This window comes from Brevundimonas sp. (assembly GCF_030704825.1).
Lineage (GTDB): Bacteria > Pseudomonadota > Alphaproteobacteria > Caulobacterales > Caulobacteraceae > Brevundimonas.
The window spans coordinates 107603-124820 of record NZ_JAUYNX010000038.1; the positions used below are offsets into that span (position 1 = coordinate 107603).

Here is a 17218-nt window from a genome sequence, read left to right on the forward strand (position 1 = left end):
CGTCACCGATTTCTGTCGCTTTTGCGTCACAGTCGGCCTTCCGCCAAGACGGAAATGCGACCCCGGCGCGCGCCGCTCCTTGTCGCTGAGTCCGGCTTGGATTACCCCGAAGGCTGGACTTACCGCGTTCCATCAAGAAGAGCGCGGGCCAGGGATCAGGAAACGCCGGGGTCGCCGTCCAGCACGGGGTCCCGGCCCATGTCGGGGAGCCACCATGCGCCTTACCAACCTTCTTCGCACCACCGTCTCGGCGGCCGTCGTCGGCGCCTGCGCCTTCGGCCTCGCCGGGGTGTCCTCGGCGCAGGCCCAGGACCAGGAGGGTCCGGCCACCATCGACGACATCATCGTCACCGCCCAGAAGCGCGAACAGAACCTGCAGGACGTGCCGATCGTGGTCACCAGCCTGTCGCAGGAAGTGCTGCAGGACGCCGGCGTCCGCGACATCAAGGACCTGCAGATCCTGACCCCCGGCATGACGGTCACCTCGACCTCGTCGGAAGCCTCGACCACCGCCCGCATCCGCGGCGTCGGCACGGTCGGCGACAACCCCGGCCTGGAAAGCTCGGTCGGCGTGGTCATCGACGGCGTCTATCGCTCGCGCAACTCGGTCGGCTTCGGCGACCTGGGCGAACTGCAGCGCATCGAGGTCCTGAAGGGCCCGCAGGGCACCCTGTTCGGCAAGAACACCTCGGCCGGCGTCATCAACATCATCACCGAGGCGCCGTCGTTCACCCCCGGCTTCAACGGTGAAGTCACCATGGGCAACTATGGCGCCTGGGGCGTTTCCGGCTCCATAACCGGCCCGATCAACGACCAGGTGGCCTACCGCCTGTACGCCGGCACGCGCGAGCGCGACGGCTTCATGAACATCGACACCGGGGACGGCCCGCGTCAGGAAACCGACGACAACAACGTCGCCTTCTCCACCGTTCGCGGCCAGCTGCTGATCCTGCCGAACGACAACGCCTCGATCAAGCTGATCGCCGACTACAGCACCCGCGACGAATACTGCTGCGTCGGCACCCAGATCCGCACCGGCCCGACCTATCCGTTCGTCGATCTGCTGTCGAACGGCACCGGCCAGCGCCCGCCGGCCGCCGGCTTCGGCCTGCTGCCCTTCTCGCGCACCGGCTTCGCCAACCGCGAGACCGGACAGAGCGTCGAGGACATGGGCCTGTCGGCCGAGGCCAACATCGATCTCGAGTCGATGAACGCCACCCTGACCTCGGTCACATCGTGGCGTAACTGGAGCTCCGAACTCGGCCAGGACATCGACTACACCGGCGCCGACATCGCCTACCGGCTCCAGGACGGCGACTACGGTTTCACGGTCGAGAACGTGACCCAGGAACTCCGCCTCGCCGGTTCCAACGACGCGGTCGACTGGCTGTTCGGCGTGTTCGCCACCAAGGAAGACATCGGTCGCACCGACAGCTGGTATTTCGGCGCCGACTACACGCCCTTCCTGTCCCTGCTGCTCAGCGCCCGCCTGAACGCCGCCAACCCGGCCCTGCCGATCAGCCCCAACACCATCGGCTGCTACACGCGCGCGGCGCAAACCGCGCCCGGCTTCGGCGCCTGCCTGGGCACCGGCGGCGCCGTCAGCGGCGGCGGTCCCGGCTTCACCGTCGGCCAAGGCTTCGAGGACACCTACGCCCAGGGCTCGACCTCGATGGCCGTGTTCACCAACAACACCTGGCACGTCACGGACGCCTTCGACATCACCCTGGGCCTGCGTTACACCCAGGATCAGAAGAGCCTGCACGGCCTGCAGACCAACACCAACGGCAACGGCGGAACCTGCGCCGCGGCCCTGGGCAACGCCGCCGCCATCGGCGCCGTTCTGGGCGCCGCCACCCCGACCATCCTGGGCAACTTCTGCCTTCCCTGGTCGAACTTCGCCTACAACAACCGCCGCATCTCCGAGGATCACGACGACGGCGAACTGAGCGGCACGATCAAGGCGGCCTTCCGTCTCAATCCGTCGATCATGACCTATGTCTCGTACGCCCGCGGCTACAAGAGCTTCGGCTACAACCTGGACCGCGTGCAGACGGGCATCACGCCCAACGCCTCGCTGTTCTTCCCGTCGGAAGTGGTCGACAGCTACGAGGCCGGCGTCAAGATGACGCTGCTGGACCGCAGCCTTCTGCTGAACGCCACCTACTTCGATCAGACGTTCGAGAATTTCCAGCTCAACACCTTCCTCGGCACCGCCTTCGTGGTGGAGTCGATCCCCGAGCTGACCTCGCGCGGCGTCGACGCCGATTTCCTGTGGTTCACCCCGCTCGAGGGCCTGAGCTTCCAGGGCGGCGTCACCTGGACCGACGCCAAGTACGGGAATTTCACCGCGGCTGACCTGTCCAGCCCGGGCAACTTCCCCCAGCTGTCGCTGCTGCCGGGCGCCCGCGCCTCGTTCGCGCCGGAGTGGTCGGCCACCGGCTCGATCAACTTCGACCGGGACATCGGGGCGGGCCTGCGCGCCGGCTTCAGCCTCGCGGCCAAGTATATGGACGACTACAACACCGGTTCCGACCTGCTGCCCTACAAGCTGCAGGAAGCCTTCACGACCGTGAACGGCCGCATCGTGATCGGCTCCCAGGACGAGCGCTGGACCTTCGAGGTCTGGGCCCAGAACCTGACCGACGAGGAATACATCCAGGTAGCCTACAACGCCCCGCTGCAAGGCGGCGCCTTCCAGAGCACGGTCCAGCCGAACGGCACCTATTACAACCCGGCCCTGGACACCCAGACCTACGACGCCTTCCTCGGCCAGCCGCGCACCTACGGCGCGACGCTGCGCATCAAATACTAGACCCCCGTCGCGAGACGGAAATCTGGCCGGCCGGGGGAAACCCCGGCCGGTTTTGTTTTGGCCGGGCCTGTTCTCGAAATTATCCGTTAGGATTCACTTACGGTAAGTGATATACGACCGTTCATGGACGGATGGAGCGCACTTGCCGACCCCACGCGGCGAACAATCCTTGAACTGGTCGCGGCGCATCCGCGCCACGTGCAGGAATTGGCGGATCGCCTCCCGGTCAGTCGGCCAGCGGTATCCCAGCACCTCAAGCTGCTGAAGGAGGCGGGCCTCGTCGTCGACCAGGCGGTCGGCGCAAGACGGCTGTACCGCGCCAACCCTGCGGGTCTCGCCGCGTTGCGCGCGCAACTCGACCGGTTCTGGGGGCAGACCCTCATAAATCTCAAACAGCAGGCCGAGGCAGAGGATCAATAGCTATGAGTTCAGATACCGCCGACACGTCCGTCCGCACCGGGATCACGCTCGACGTTCCGCTCGAACGCGCCTTCCGGGTCTTCACCGAGCGCTTCGATCACATCAAGCCCCGCGAGCACAACATGCTGGCTGTCGATATAGCGCAGTCGGTTTTCGAGCCGAAGGTCGGCGGGCGCATCTACGACCGGGGCGTTGACGGCAGCGAATGTCGGTGGGGCCGGGTTCTGACCTACGACCCGCCCAACCGCCTCGTCTTCTCGTGGGACATCAGCCCGCGCTGGCAGATCGAGACAGATCAGGCGCGCTCGAGCGAAGTGGAGGTCCGTTTCATCGCCGAGGGCGAGCGACGGACAAGAGTGGAACTGGAACACCGTCATCTCGAACGGCACGGCGAAGGCTGGCCAGATCTCGCCGCTGGCGTCCAGGGTGAACACGGCTGGCCCCTCTATCTGCAACGGTTCGCCGAAGCGTCGCGCTGAGAAGGGCGCCGATTCACTCCACCCGACAGAAGCAATACATGAATTGTTGAGGCGTGCCCCACGGCGTCTCGTGCAACTCCGTGACGCTGTCCAGGAGACGGAACTTCGGCCCAAACTCGCCGTGAAGGTGTTCGGCATCGTAGCGGACGACATCCAGTCCGCTGCACGTCTGCGGACCCTCCGGCCCGAACGTCGCAACAATCACATGACCGCCGGGCCTGACCGCGCGGGCGACCTGCCGAACATACTCGGCTCTGTCATCTGCGCTTGTCAGGAAATGGAAGACGGCCCGGTCGTGCCAGACATCGTAGCGAGCCGCTTCCAGCTCGACGGTCGTAATGTCGCCGGTGATCCAGTGCACGGCGGCGCCGGAGGGGCCCAGCCGGCTTTTCGCCACGTCAATCGCCGCTGCGGAAATGTCGAGCACCGTGACGTCGCTGCAGCCGCGCGCGACGAGATCATCGACGAGCGTCGCTTCCCCGCCGCCCACGTCAATTATCGCGTCGCCGGCGCTGGGCGCAGCGTCTGCAATGAGCCGCAGCGAAACCTCCAGGTGGGGCCGATACCAGCTTACGTCGTCCACCGCCTTGGTCTGATAGACGTTTTCCCAGTGCGTTTGGGTAGTCATCGTCGCCACTCCTGAGCCAGGTTCGAAGGCTAAGGATTTCCCCGTCCGAACGCCACAGGGGCCAATGTCCGGAACGGGTCGGAAACGGCCGATGATCCCCTTCCGCTTCCCGGCCCCCTCCGACGCCGGCCTACTCGGCCGGCGTCGCTTCCGGCCGCGTCGGCGCATGCCGCTGGCTGGCGAACATCTTGCTCATGCGCCGGGCGAAGAAGCCGGCGATGTCGTCGATGATGGTGAAGATCGGCGGGATGAACAGCAGCGACAGGAAGGTCGAGGAGATCAGGCCCCCGACCACCGCAATGGCCATCGGCTGCCGGAACTCGACGTCCGCGCCCCAGCCGACGGCCACGGGCATCATGCCCGCGCCCATGGCGAAGGTGGTCATCAGGATGGGCCGGGCCCGCTTGTGGGCGGCGTCCATGATGGCGTCGAGACGCTTCATCCCGTCCTTCTCGGCCATGACGATGTAGTCGACCAGCAGGATGGAGTTCTTGGCCGCGATCCCCATCAGCATCAGCACCCCGATCAGGGACGAGATCGAGAAGCTGGAGCCGCCGATCATCAGGGCCACGAAGGCGCCGCCGATGGCCAGGGGCAGGGACGCCATGATGGTGATCGGATAGGCGAAGCTGCGGAACAGCAGCACCAGCACCGCATACATAAGCAGGATGCCGGTCAGGAAGGCGATCGCGAAGCCCTGGATCATCTCGGCGATGAACTCGGCGTCTCCGGCCGGCACCTGTCGCACTCCGGCCGGCAGATTCTTGACGGTCGGCAGCTGTTTGACGGCGGTCTCGGCCTCGCCCGACCGGATTCCGTCCAGCTCGGCGGTGATCGAGGCGATGCGCGAGCGGTCCTGACGCAGCACTTGGGACGGACCGGACCCGAACTGGATATCGGCCACGGCGCTCAGCGGCACGGCGCCGCCGCTGTTGGTCGGCACCCGCAGGTTCTCCAGCACCGACAGATCCTCGCGGGCCGCTTCGGAAAGCTGCAGCCGGATCGGCACCTGGCGGTCGCCCAGATTGTATTTCGGCAGGTTCTGGGCGATGTCGCCGATGGTCGCGACGCGGATGGTCTGGGAGATGTCGCCGGTCGATACGCCCATCAGGGCCGCCTCGTCCGGACGCGGCGTGACCAGGATTTCAGGCCGCGCGATCGAGGCGGTGTTGACCACATTGGCCAGCCCCGGAACGGTGCGCATCTCGGCCTCGATCTTGCGGGCCGCGGCCTCGAGGGCCGCCGGATTGTCGCCCAGAATGGCGAAGGTGTAGGTCGTCCCGTCAGACGGCCCGCCGCCCTGGTTCCCGGTCCCCGCGCCGATGCGGGCGCCCGGAATGGACTTCCAGCCATCCACCATCTGGCGCGCGAATTCCTGCTGGCTCAGCGCCCGTTCGCCCTTGTCGACCATGTCGGCGTAGACATTGGCCTGGCTGACTTCCTGACCGCCGATGGCGGCGTAGACGGACGTGACCTCGGGCCGTTGCTGCAGGTCGCGGGTGACCCGCTGCACGATGGCGTCGGTCTGGCGCAGGGTCGCGCCCGGCGGCAGTTCGATCGAGAAGGCGGCGCGCGACTGGTCGCCCGAGGGCGAGAACTCGAACGGCACCTTGGTGGCCAGGAAGCCGCAGCCGACGAACAGCACCGTGCCCAGGCCGAACACCTTCCAGCGGTTGGCCAGCGACCAGCGCAGGGACTTCAGATAGGTGCCCATCCAGAACGGGTCGGCGTCCTCGTGCCTGGTGTGCTTCAGCAGATAGGCGGCCATCAGCGGCGTCAGCGTCCGCGCCACGACCAGGGAGAAGGCCACCGAGACGCAGGCGGCCAGGGCGAAGGCCTTGAAGAACTGGCCGATGATGCCGGGCATGAAGCCGACCGGCGCGAACACGGCCAGGATGGTCGCCGTGGTGGCCACGACGGCCAGGCCGATCTCGTCGGCCGCCTCCATCGAGGCGTGATAGGGCGACTTCCCGTCCCGCATGTGCCGGACGATGTTCTCGATCTCCACGATGGCGTCGTCGACCAGGATGCCCACCGTCAGCGACAGGGCCAGCAGGGTGACCACGTTCAGCGACTGGTCCAGCGGCCCCAGGATGGCGAAGGCCGGGATCAGCGACAGGGGCATGGCCATGGCGGTGATGAAGGTGGCGCGCCAGTCCCTCAGGAAGATGAACACCACGATGACCGCCAGGCCGGCGCCCAGCAGCAGGGCCTCGATCGAGGCGAGGTAGCTCTCCTCGATATACTCGACGCTGGACGTGACCTTTTCGATGGTCAGTTCAGGATGGGCCTCGTCGATCTCCGCGACCCGTTCGCGGACCTTTTCGGAAACCTTGACCTCGCTGGCGCTGCGCGAGCGCAGGAAGTTGAAGGTCACGGCCTCCTGGCCGTTGTAGCGGGCCAGACGGCGCGGTTCGCTCCAGTGGTCCTCGACCGTGCCCAGGTCGCCCAGACGGGCGGACCGCCCCCCGGAGAGAGGGATCAGGGTCTCGCGCAACTGCTCGATCGAGCCGGCGGCGCCCAGGGTCCGGATCGACCGCTCGGAGCCCGAGATGGTCACCCGGCCGCCCGGCAGGTCGTTGTTGACCGAGGTCAGCGCCTGGCTGACCGAGGCCGCGGTCAGGCCGAACGAGGCGAGGCGGTCGGGATCCAGCTCGACGCGGATCTCGCGGTCCACCCCGCCCGAACGATTGACCTCGCCGACGCCGCTGATCGCCAGCAGCGAGCGGCTGACCTCGTTGTCGATGAACCAGCTGATCTCTTCCGGCGTCATCGTCGACGACCGGACCACCCAGGTGATCAGGGCGTCGCCGGTGATGTCGATGCGCTGGACGCTGGGTTCCTGCATGTCTTGCGGCAGGTCGGCGCGCAGGCCGCTCATGGCGTTGCGGACGTCGTTGGTGGCGCGTTCGGTGTCGGTGCCCAGCTCGAACTCGATGGTCGTCGACGACGAGCCGTCGGTGACCTGGGAGTTGATGTGCCGCACCCCCGGCAGACCGGCGAGGGAGTCCTCGATCAGCCGGGTGACCTGGACCTCCATCTCGCTGGGGGCCGCGCCGGGCCGGCCCGCATAGACGTGGATCAGCGGGAAATCGATGTCGGGGTTGTTGTTGATCCGCATCCCCATGAAGCCGTTGACGCCCGCCAGCGTCAGCAGCACGAACATCAGGATGATCGGGATCGGATTCTTGATCGACCAGGACGAGATGTTTTTCATCGTCCGGGCCTTACTTCTTCGCCGGCGCGGCGGCGCTGACGGGAGCGGGCCGGGCGGCGGGCGCCACGGTCACCCGGTCGCCGTCGCCGAGGAAGCCGGCGCCGGCGACCACGACGCGCGATCCCGCGGCCAGTCCCCCCACGGCGGTCGAATCCCGGGTGCGCGACAGGACCGTAACGGGCTGGAAGCGGGCCCGGCTGTCGGTCCCCAGCACGAACACCCCGGCGCGGTTCTCGCGGTACAGGACCGAGGCGGTCGGCACCGTCACCGCCGGCTGGTCGCCGACCTGGATGCGGGCGCGGGCGAACATGCCGGGGCGGAAGCCGCCGCCGGTCAGGGCGATGCGGGCGACGCCCAGACGGTTCTCGGCGTTGACCTCGGAGGTGACGATGCGGACGCGGCCGGTGGTCTCCCCGATCTGGTCGGACGAGACGACGGCGCCCTGGCCCGCGCGGACCAGGGCCAGTTCCGTCTCCGGCACCTGGGCGTCCAGTTCCAGCCGGCCGTCGCGGACGATGCGGAACAGTTCGGTTCCCGCACCGACGATCTGGCCGCGCGTGACGCTGCGGCTGATCACCAGACCCGAGACGGGCGCCTTGATCGTCGCCTGCGACAGGCGCGTGCGGGTTTCGGACAGCGCCGCCTGCGCCGCCGCGACATTGGCGCTCGACGCGCGCTGGTTGGCCAGGGCGGTGTCCAGCGAGGCCTGGCTGAGGAAGCCGCGCTCCTTCAGTTCCTGGGCCCGGCCCAGGGCGGCCTGGTCGCGGGCGGCGTTGGCCTCGGCGGTCTGCACCGCCGCCTGCTGCTGGCGCAGCTGGGCGCGCAGCAGGGCGTCGTTCAGCTGCACCAGCGGCTGGCCCTGACGCACCCAGGTTCCTTCGTCGACATAGACGCCGGTGGCGGTCAGGCCGCCGGTCTCGGCGCCGACCGGCACCTCTTCCCACGCCGAAACCGTGCCCGAGGCCGTGACCGTGCGCGGCAGGTTCTGCAAGGTCGCGACCGCCGTCGAAACGGTCTGGCTGGAAGCGCCGCCGGCCCCGGCCTTGGTCTCGGCCTTCTTGGCCGCCTCGTCGCCGCCGCAGGCCGCCAGCGCCAGGGTCAGAACCATGATGGCCGCGCCGGCCCGGCTGTTCCGCAGGATGTTCGCCACGTTTGATCCCCATGGACGCCGCGGTGGGGAGCCGCGCGTCAAACCTTCGGGTCGCCCGTCCGGGCGCCCCTGTCATCGGCTGTTGAATAGCGGGTTAGCCGCCGCTTCTCAAACGCCAAACCACAGCCTTACGGCGAAGTAATCCGTGCCGGACGCGGTGGCGAACCGCCCCGGCCCCGGGGTTCGCGTTGGCGATCGCGCCCCGCCGTGCTACCGGCGCGGCCATGACGACCCCTCCCATCGAACGCATCCGGAATTTCTCCGTTGTCGCCCACATCGACCACGGCAAATCGACCCTGTCCGACCGCCTGATTCAATTCACCGGCGGGCTGACGGCGCGGGAGATGAGCGCCCAGGTTCTGGATTCGATGGATATCGAAAAGGAGCGGGGCATCACCATCAAGGCGCAGACGGTGCGTCTGAACTACAAGGCGCGCGACGGGCTCGACTATGTCCTGAACCTGATGGACACCCCGGGCCACGTCGATTTCGCCTATGAGGTCAGCCGCTCGCTGGCGGCGTGCGAGGGCTCCCTGCTGGTGGTCGACGCGTCTCAGGGCGTCGAGGCCCAGACCCTGGCCAACGTCTACCAGGCCATCGACAACAACCACGAGATCGTCCCGGTCCTCAACAAGATCGACCTGCCCGCGGCCGAGCCCGAGCGGGTGCGCCAGCAGATCGAGGACGTGATCGGCCTGGACGCCTCCGACGCCGTCCTGTGCAGCGCCAAGTCCGGCCTCGGCATCGAGGACGTGCTGGAGGCCATCGTCACCCGCCTGCCGGCCCCGAAGGGCGATCCCAAGGCCCCGCTCAAGGCCCTGCTGGTCGACGCCTGGTACGACCCCTACCTCGGCGTCGTCGTCCTGGTCCGCGTCTTCGACGGCGTGCTGAAGACCGGCCAGCGGGTCAAGATGATGCAGAACGGCTCGACCCATCTGATCGACCGCGTCGGCGTCTTCCTGCCCAGGAGCACCCCGGTCGACCAGCTGGGCCCCGGCGAGGTCGGCTTCATCACCGCCCAGATCAAGGAGGTCGCCCACGCCGCCGTCGGCGACACCATCACCGACGAAAAGAAGCCCACCGCCGAGCCGCTCAAGGGCTTCAAGGAGGTCCAGTCGGTGGTCTTCTGCGGCCTGTTCCCGGTCGACGCCGCCGATTTTGAGGACCTGCGCGCCGCCATCGGCCGCCTGCGCCTGAACGACGCCAGCTTCACCTACGAGATGGAATCCAGCGCCGCCCTCGGCTTCGGCTTCCGCTGCGGTTTCCTCGGCCTGCTGCATCTGGAGATCATCCAGGAGCGGCTCAGCCGCGAGTTCAACCTCGACCTGATCGCGACCGCCCCCTCGGTGGTCTACAAGATCGGCCTGCGCGACGGCTCGACCATGGAGTTGCACAATCCGGCCGACCTGCCCGACGTGATGCAGATCCTGGAAATCCAGGAGCCGTGGATCAAGGCCACCATCCTGACCCCCGACGAATACCTCGGCGGCGTCATCAAGCTGTGTCAGGACCGCCGCGGCTCGCAGGTCGAACTCAGCTACGTCGGCTCCCGCGCCCTGGTGGTCTACGAACTGCCGCTGAACGAGGTCGTGTTCGACTTCTACGACCGCCTGAAATCCATCTCCAAGGGCTACGCCTCGTTCGACTATGAGCTGTCGGGCTACAAGCCCGGCGACCTGGTCAAGATGAACATCCTCGTCAACGCCGAGCCGGTCGACGCCCTCAGCATGCTGGTCCACCGCGGCCGGGCCGAGATGCGCGGCCGCAGCATGGTCGAGAAGATGAAGGAGCTGATCCCGCCCCACCTGTTCGTCATCCCGATCCAGGCCGCCATCGGCGGCAAGATCATCGCGCGGGAGACGGTGCGGGCGCTGCGCAAGGACGTGACCAGCAAATGCTACGGCGGCGACGCCACCCGCAAGAAGAAGCTGCTCGAGAAGCAGAAGGCCGGCAAGAAGCGGATGCGCCAGTTCGGCAAGGTGGAGATCCCGCAGGAGGCCTTCATCGCGGCGCTGAAGATGGATGAGGACTGAGGCGCGGGCGCACGGCCGCTTCTGACTCATCGGGACTCCCGACGAGGCCTGCCCGGCCGCGCTGATCCTGCCGCCCCGGACCGGCCGACCATGTTGCGCCAAAAGGCATATCATCATACGAATAAGCGCTCAGGAACAGAAGTGGCAGGAGCCTGGATGTCCCGCGGCAAGTTCGGATTCTCCTTGCTGACGCTGTCATGCGTCCTCGCCCTCGCCGCCGTCTGCATGACTCCGGCCGTCGCCGGGGCGTCCGAGGCGCCGGCTTCCCGGGGCAGCGAACCGGACGCGGAAACGCGGGCGGCCGATCTTGTCGGCCGGATGACGCTGGCGGAGAAGGCGGCCCAGATTCAGCACAACGCGCCGGCCATTCCGCGACTGCAGGTCCCGGCCTACAACTGGTGGAACGAGGGCCTGCACGGCGTCGCCCGCGCCGATGTCGCCACCGTCTTTCCGCAGGCGATCGGCATGGCGGCCACCTGGGACGTCGACCTCATCCAGCGCGTGGCCGACACGGTGGCCACGGAGTTCCGCGCCAAATACCTGGACACCCGGGCCGGAGACGGCGGGTCGGCCCAGTATCGCGGCCTGACCGTCTGGTCGCCCAACATCAACATCTTCCGCGATCCGCGATGGGGCCGAGGCCAGGAAACCTGGGGCGAGGATCCGTTCCTCACCGGCCGGTTCGGCGTCGCCTATATCCGCGGCCTCCAGGGCGACGATCCGGATCACCCAAAGACCATCGCGGCGGTCAAACACTACGCCGTGCACAGCGGTCCGGAAGCCTCGCGCCACAGCGACGACATCCATCCGGCTCCGCGCGACGTCGTCGACACCTATCTTCCCGCCTTCCACGCGGCTGTGACCGAGGCGCGCGCCCAGGCCCTGATGTGCGCCTACAACGCCATCGACGGCCTGCCGGCCTGCGCCAGTCCCGACTATCTGCAGCAGCGGCTGCGGACGGACTGGGGCTTCGACGGCCATGTGGTCTCGGACTGCGGCGCGGTCGCGGATATCCACCTCCCGGCCGCCCACGCGACCGTGCGGACGCCCGAGGAGGCGGTGGCCCTCGCCGTGCGATCCGGCACGGACCTGATCTGCGACTTCCGGTTCAACGCGACCGGCGACCCGCAGACCACGGTGCGCGCGGTGGAGCAGGGCCTGCTGCAGGAAGCCGAACTGGACCGGGCGCTGGTGCGGCTTTTCACGGCGCGGTACCGGCTGGGCGTGATGGATCTGGCCGTGAGCGGTCCCCACGCCGGCATCGGGCCGGGAGACTATGACCTGCCGGCCCACCGCGCCCTCGCCCTGGAGACGGCCAGGAAATCACTGGTTCTGCTCAAGAACGACGGCCTGTTGCCGCTCGCCGCCGCGCCGCGCCGCATCGCGGTGATCGGGCCGAACGCCGACAGCCTCGAGGCCCTGGTGGGCAACTACAACGGGACGCCATCGGCGCCGTCGACGATCGTGAGCGGTCTGCGCGCGCGCTTCCCCGAGGCGGAGGTGACCTGGGTCGAGGGCGCGGGCTGGGTGGCGCCGCCGCTGGAGGACATACCGGACGCGGCCTTCTGCCGGGATCGCGCCTGCACCGAAACGGGTCTTCGGGCCGAGGACTTTCCGACGCCGGATCTGCAGGGGCCGTCCACCTCGCGGGACGACGTCAATGCGATGGTCCGCTGGGGCTGGCCCGACCGCGAGGAACGCAACGCCTCCATCCGCTGGACCGGCTTCGTCAGGCCGCCGGAGTCCGGCGAGTACCGGTTCCGCTACACCGGCGACGCGGGCTATCGCGTCTACATCGACGATCAGCTGGTCGCCGACGTCCGGGACGCGGACTGGACGAACTCGGACAGTCCCGTCGTCCTGTCCGCGAACCGCGTCCACGCCATCCGCATCGAGGCGGTTCAGAAAGGGGCCCGGGCGACGCACCGGCTCCGCTGGAGCCGCCCCGGAGCCGGGGTCGGACCCGCGCTGGAGGCGGCTCGCCAGGCGGATCTGGTGGTCTTCGCCGGCGGTCTGACCGCCCGGTTCGAGGGCGAGGAGATGTCGGTCCAGGCGCCGGGATTCTCGGGCGGCGATCGCACGAGTCTGGACCTGCCTGCGCCCCAGCAGGATCTGCTCGAACGCCTGCATGCCACGGGCAAGCCGGTGATCCTCGTCCTGATGAACGGATCGGCCATGAGCGTGAACTGGGCGGCGGCCAATCTGCCGGCCATCGTCGAGGCCTGGTATCCGGGCGGCGACGGCGGACGCGCGGTGGCGGAGCTGATCGCCGGCGACTTCAGTCCGTCCGGCCGCCTGCCGGTGACCTTCTATCGCAGCGCGGACGACCTGCCCCCCTTCACGGACTATTCGATGCGCGGCCGCACCTATCGCTACTTCGCGGGTGAGCCGCTCTATCCGTTCGGCTACGGGCTCAGCTACACCCGCTTCGGCTACGACGGCGCCCGCCTCGCGCAGAGCCGCATCGAAGCGGGCGAAGCGGCGCGCGTCGAGGTCGAGGTCGCCAACCTGGGCGACCGGGCCGGGGAGGAAGTCGTTCAGCTCTATGTGTCCCGGGCTGGAGAAGAGGACGCGCCGTCGCGCAGTCTGGCCGGATTCCAGCGCGTGTTCCTGGAGGCGGGGGAGCGCCGGATCATAGGCTTCGACATTCCCGCCCGGGCGCTGAGCACGGTCGATCTCGCCGGACGGCGACGGATCAATCCGGGTCGCGCCCGGATCTGGGTCGGCGGAGGGCAGCCGGATGTCGCCGCGGACCGGCTGGGTCCCGGCGCGAGCGTCGACCTCATGATCGCCGGGGCGCGCGAACTGGCTCCGTTCTAGTTATCCGGCACGGGTCCGCGCGTGCCGCGGGCCGCCCGCGCGGGCAGCCATGTCGCCCCCCGACCATGAACGCTTTGTCATGCGGCGCCCCGTTGTCGGCCCGCCCCGCCTGCGTCATGGTCCCGGCGAAATCGGCCGGGGAATGAAGCCATGTCCATCCGCATGATGTCGGCCGCCGCCGCGGCGGCCGCGAGCCTGCTGGCCTTCCCGGCCCTGGCCCAGGACGCCGCTCCCGCGGACGGCGCCTTCCGCGCGCCGCTGGGCGAGATCCTCGTCGCCGCCGCCGAGGGGACCTGTCTCGAGGCGCTGATGGCGCCCGGCCTGTTCTCCGCCTGCCAGGGCCAGATCGCCGGCATGGCGCCCGCCCTGGCCGGCCTCGGCGCCATCGAGGCCATGACCTTCGTCGGGGCCGAGGACACGCCGGACGGTCCGGTCGAGCGCTGGAGCGTCGGCTACGCCGGCGGCCAGACCCTGGTCTGGGTCATCGGCCAGCGCCAGGACGACGGCAAATTCCGCACCGTCGGCACGGCGGGCTAGGCGGAGCGCCGGACCGTGCACAGCCTCGCCGGATTAATGCTGGCCGGATGGATGGCGACCCAGGCGGGCGCGCCGTCGCCGCCGATCTTCCAGCCGGGCGCGCCCGGGGCGGGATCGCGGACGATCACCGCCGCCGAGGCGGTGGCGCTCAGCCGGTCGACCTTCACCGCCGACGACGTCGCCTTCATGCAGCATATGATCGTCCACCACGGCCAGGCGGTGGAGATGGTGGCCCTGCTGGAGGCGCAGGGCGCCGATCCGGCGGTGAAGCGGCTGGGCCGGCGCATCGCCATGAGCCAGGAGGCCGAGATGGATCTGATGCGCGGCTGGCTGGCCGGGCGCGGCCAGCCGCTGGACATGCCCGGCATGGCGCACGCCGGCCACGCCGGGGCCGCCTCCGACACGCCGCTCATGCCCGGCATGCTGTCGCCGGCGCGGATGCAGGCCCTGGCCGCCGCGCGCGGCCCGGCCTTCGACCGCTTGTTCCTCGAGGGGATGATCCGGCATCACCAGGGCGCGATCGACATGGTCGAGACCCTGATGACGCGGCCGGACGCGGCCCAGGACACCCTGCTGTCCGACTTCGCCAACGCGGTCGTCGCCGACCAGTCGGCGGAGATCCTGCGCATGCAATCCCTTCTCTCCGACTTCTGAACCCCGAACCCTGAACCCTGCCCCAAGGAGCGGCCATGAACGTTCGCAGCACCCTGCTCTCCACCGTCGCCGCCCTCGGCGTGCTGATCGCCGCCTCCGCCGCCCAGGCCCAGGCGCCGGTCGCCCAGACCATCGTGGAGGACGCGCGCAGCGCCCTGTCGGCCGGCCTCCGCGACGCGGGCCAGGCGGCCTCGGGTCTCGCGCTGGAGCATTCGGTCGAGCCGGCCCCCGGCTTCTTCGACCCCGAGGCCATCTTCTCGCCGCCGACCAGCCAGGCCGAGGGCGAGGCCCTGATGGCGCGGGCGCGGGCCAATCCCGCCTTCAGCGCCCTGGCCATGGCCAACACCGACATGGCGATGTCGAACGGCCGGCTGTTCGTGGGCAATTTCAACGGTTTCAACGCCTATGACGTGTCCGGAGGCGGCGCGCCCGAACGGGTCATGTCGGTGGTCTGCCCCGGCGGCCAGGGTGACGTCTCGGTGCATGGCAACCTGCTGTTCATGTCGGTCGAGGAGAACCGCGGCCGGCTGGACTGCGGCACGGGCGGGGCCCAGGGCGAGGTCAACGCCGAACGCTTTCGCGGCATCCGCATCTTCGACATTAGCGACCTGAACGCGCCGCGCCAGATCGCCGCCGTCCAGACCTGCCGCGGCTCGCACACCCATACCCAGGTGCCGCACCCGAGCGACCCCAACGTCCTGTACATCTACAACTCGGGCACCGCGGACGTGCGCAAGACCGGCGAGCTGGCCATCTGCACCGACGGCCAGCCGGCCGACAATCCGGAGACGGCCCTGTTCTCGATCGACGTGATCAGGGTGCCGCTCGACGCGCCGCAGGACGCCGCCATCGTCAGCCGCCCGCGCATCTTCGCCGACAGCGAGACCGGCCGGGTCGCCGGCCTGTGGCGCGGCGGCCGCGCCGGCATCGCCAGCCAGAACACCGCCCAGACCAACCAGTGCCACGACATCACCGTCTATCCGCAGATCGGCCTGGCCGCCGGCGCCTGCAGCGGCAACGGCATCCTGCTCGACATCTCGGACCCCGAGAAGCCGGCGCGGGTGTCGGACATCTTCGACCCCGACATGGCCTACTGGCACTCGGCCACCTTCAACAACGCCGGCGACAAGGTGGTCTTCACCGACGAATGGGGCGGCGGCATCGGCGCGCGCTGCCGGGCCGAGGACCCGTCGACCTGGGGCGCCGACATGGTCGCCACCATCCAGAACCGCACCCTGCGCGGCCGCGCCTTCCACAAGCTGCCCAGCGCCCAGGGCGCCGACGAGAACTGCGTCGCCCACAACGGCATGATCATCCCGGTCCCCGGCCGCGACCTGATGGTCCAGGCCTGGTACCAGGGCGGGGTCTCGGTCATGGACTTCACCGATCCGACGAAGCCGGTCGAGGTGGCGTATTTCGACCGCGGCCCGATCCAGGACGGCAAGCTGTTCGTGGCCGGCTCCTGGTCGGCCTACTGGCTCAACGGCCGGGTCTATTCCAGCGAGATCGCCCGCGGCCTCGACGTGCTGCGCCTGGTCCCCAACGAGCATCTGTCGGCGGCCGAGATCGCCGCGGCCGAGGCCGTGGCGGTCGATGTCATCAATCCCCAGACCCAGGTCCGGGTCGACTGGGCCGACAGCCCGGACGTGGCCCAGGCCTATCTCGACCAGCTGGCCCGTGCGCCCGGGGCCGACGCGGCCCTGAACGCCGAGGTCGGTGCGGCGATCGAGGGCTGGCGCGCGGGCGAGGCGGACCCGGCCGGCTCGGCGGCCCTGGCCGGCAAGCTGGCGGCGGCGGCGACCGCCGCGACTCCGGCGACTCCGGCGGCCTCGACCCCGGCGGCCCTGGCCCACGCAGCGCGGCTGCAGGCCCTGGCCGGCCTGTTCGAGCGGCGCGGGGCCTGACCCCTCAGCCGGCGCCCAGCAGGTCGCGCCAGCGCCACGACCCGGTCCCCAGCGCCAGGCGCGGGGCGCCCGGGCCGTCGGCGAGGGCGATGACGGCGTAGCCGCGCACCGTCTGGTCGCGGCATTCGCGCGGGGCGAAGGCGATCTCCAGCGCGATGGCCTGCCGCACCCCGGCCAGGCCCCGCCCGGCCTGGCCGGGGCTCTGCACCCAGTCGCCGTTCCACACCAGCACGGCGCGGCCGCCGGAGCCCGGGGCCACGCGCGCCCCGGCCACGGCGGCGCGGATGTCGGGATCGGCGCGCAGCGCCTCCTGCAGCCGCCGCACCATGTCGCAGGCCCCGCCCGGACCCGACCCGCCGCCGCCGGCCCCCGCGCCCGTCCCGCCCGCGCCGCCGCCGGCTCCGGTCCCGGCCCGCAGCGCCCCGGCCAGCTGGGCGTCGCCCAGGGTCGGCAGCGGAGTCTCGACCGGCGCGGGGGCGATCGCCACGGGCTCCACCGTCGGCGACGGCGGGGCCGGGCGCAGGCGCAGGCGGGGCGGGGGCGGACGCACCGGCGCGGGCG

The 17218-nt window shown here is 69.5% G+C and carries 11 protein-coding genes and 1 pseudogene; 8 read left to right on the plus strand and 4 right to left on the minus strand.

Annotated features, from left to right (window positions below; genetic code table 11):
• The first annotated feature begins 214 nt into the window (after positions 1–214).
• The 3 genes from Q8Q71_RS16665 to Q8Q71_RS16675 all read left to right on the plus strand — a co-directional run bounded on the left by Q8Q71_RS16665 (position 215) and on the right by Q8Q71_RS16675 (position 3714).
• Positions 215–2815 carry a TonB-dependent receptor gene (locus tag Q8Q71_RS16665; RefSeq protein WP_305760718.1) on the plus strand — a complete coding sequence of 867 codons (2601 nt, stop codon included), beginning with the start codon at positions 215–217 and terminating at the stop codon, positions 2813–2815.
• Positions 2816–2938: 123 nt separating this feature from the next.
• Positions 2939–3235, plus strand: a complete 297-nt coding sequence (locus Q8Q71_RS16670) for a helix-turn-helix transcriptional regulator (protein ID WP_305760719.1) — start codon at positions 2939–2941, stop codon at positions 3233–3235.
• Positions 3236–3237: 2 nt separating this feature from the next.
• Positions 3238–3714: an SRPBCC family protein gene (locus Q8Q71_RS16675; protein ID WP_305760720.1), complete on the plus strand. Its 477-nt coding sequence runs from the start codon at positions 3238–3240 to the stop codon at positions 3712–3714.
• A gap of 13 nt (positions 3715–3727) precedes the next feature.
• Here the strand turns inward: Q8Q71_RS16675 and Q8Q71_RS16680 are convergent, their stop codons facing one another.
• The 3 genes from Q8Q71_RS16680 to Q8Q71_RS16690 all read right to left on the minus strand — a co-directional run bounded on the left by Q8Q71_RS16680 (position 3728) and on the right by Q8Q71_RS16690 (position 8709).
• Complete coding sequence (locus Q8Q71_RS16680) at positions 3728–4342, minus strand: class I SAM-dependent methyltransferase (RefSeq protein WP_305760721.1); 615 nt, start codon at positions 4340–4342, stop codon at positions 3728–3730.
• A 130-nt stretch (positions 4343–4472) separates the two neighbouring features.
• The gene (locus Q8Q71_RS16685; protein WP_305760722.1) at positions 4473–7559 is read right to left on the minus strand and encodes an efflux RND transporter permease subunit; all 3087 of its coding nucleotides are present in this window, start codon (positions 7557–7559) and stop codon (positions 4473–4475) included.
• A 10-nt stretch (positions 7560–7569) separates the two neighbouring features.
• Positions 7570–8709 (minus strand): efflux RND transporter periplasmic adaptor subunit, encoded by a 1140-nt coding sequence (locus tag Q8Q71_RS16690; RefSeq protein WP_305760723.1) that lies wholly within the window; start codon positions 8707–8709, stop codon positions 7570–7572.
• A gap of 224 nt (positions 8710–8933) precedes the next feature.
• Between Q8Q71_RS16690 and lepA the strand changes: the two genes are divergently transcribed.
• The 5 genes from lepA (at position 8934) to Q8Q71_RS16715 (ending at position 16657) form a co-directional block, all read left to right on the plus strand.
• On the plus strand, positions 8934–10742 hold the full coding sequence (lepA, locus tag Q8Q71_RS16695) for a translation elongation factor 4 (RefSeq protein WP_305760724.1): 1809 nt from the start codon (positions 8934–8936) through the stop codon (positions 10740–10742).
• Positions 10743–10898: 156 nt separating this feature from the next.
• The gene (locus Q8Q71_RS16700) at positions 10899–13562 is read left to right on the plus strand and encodes a glycoside hydrolase family 3 protein (RefSeq protein WP_305760725.1); all 2664 of its coding nucleotides are present in this window, start codon (positions 10899–10901) and stop codon (positions 13560–13562) included.
• A 150-nt stretch (positions 13563–13712) separates the two neighbouring features.
• Positions 13713–14099 (plus strand): hypothetical protein, encoded by a 387-nt coding sequence (locus Q8Q71_RS16705; protein WP_305760726.1) that lies wholly within the window; start codon positions 13713–13715, stop codon positions 14097–14099.
• A 15-nt stretch (positions 14100–14114) separates the two neighbouring features.
• Positions 14115–14753, plus strand: a complete 639-nt coding sequence (locus tag Q8Q71_RS16710) for a DUF305 domain-containing protein (RefSeq protein WP_305760727.1) — start codon at positions 14115–14117, stop codon at positions 14751–14753.
• 35 nt (positions 14754–14788) lie between these two features.
• Positions 14789–16657, plus strand: a complete 1869-nt coding sequence (locus Q8Q71_RS16715; RefSeq protein ID WP_305760728.1) for an LVIVD repeat-containing protein — start codon at positions 14789–14791, stop codon at positions 16655–16657.
• 4 nt (positions 16658–16661) lie between these two features.
• On the opposite strand, the pseudogene Q8Q71_RS16720 reads toward Q8Q71_RS16715, so the two are convergent.
• A pseudogene (locus Q8Q71_RS16720) lies at positions 16662–17218 on the minus strand (hypothetical protein); the annotation flags it as partial.

What these genes read in the sequence shown, in the direction of transcription:
- Q8Q71_RS16705 (WP_305760726.1), top strand. Translation starts at nt 13,713, where the DNA reads ATGTCCATCCGCATGATGTCGGCCGCCGCCGCGGCGGCCGCGAGCCTG.
- Q8Q71_RS16680 (WP_305760721.1), bottom strand. Translation starts at nt 4,342, where the DNA reads ATGACTACCCAAACGCACTGGGAAAACGTCTATCAGACCAAGGCGGTG.
- Q8Q71_RS16715 (WP_305760728.1), top strand. Translation starts at nt 14,789, where the DNA reads ATGAACGTTCGCAGCACCCTGCTCTCCACCGTCGCCGCCCTCGGCGTG.
- Q8Q71_RS16665 (WP_305760718.1), top strand. Translation starts at nt 215, where the DNA reads ATGCGCCTTACCAACCTTCTTCGCACCACCGTCTCGGCGGCCGTCGTC.
- Q8Q71_RS16700 (WP_305760725.1), top strand. Translation starts at nt 10,899, where the DNA reads ATGTCCCGCGGCAAGTTCGGATTCTCCTTGCTGACGCTGTCATGCGTC.
- Q8Q71_RS16670 (WP_305760719.1), top strand. Translation starts at nt 2,939, where the DNA reads ATGGACGGATGGAGCGCACTTGCCGACCCCACGCGGCGAACAATCCTT.
- lepA (WP_305760724.1), top strand. Translation starts at nt 8,934, where the DNA reads ATGACGACCCCTCCCATCGAACGCATCCGGAATTTCTCCGTTGTCGCC.
- Q8Q71_RS16685 (WP_305760722.1), bottom strand. Translation starts at nt 7,559, where the DNA reads ATGAAAAACATCTCGTCCTGGTCGATCAAGAATCCGATCCCGATCATC.
- Q8Q71_RS16675 (WP_305760720.1), top strand. Translation starts at nt 3,238, where the DNA reads ATGAGTTCAGATACCGCCGACACGTCCGTCCGCACCGGGATCACGCTC.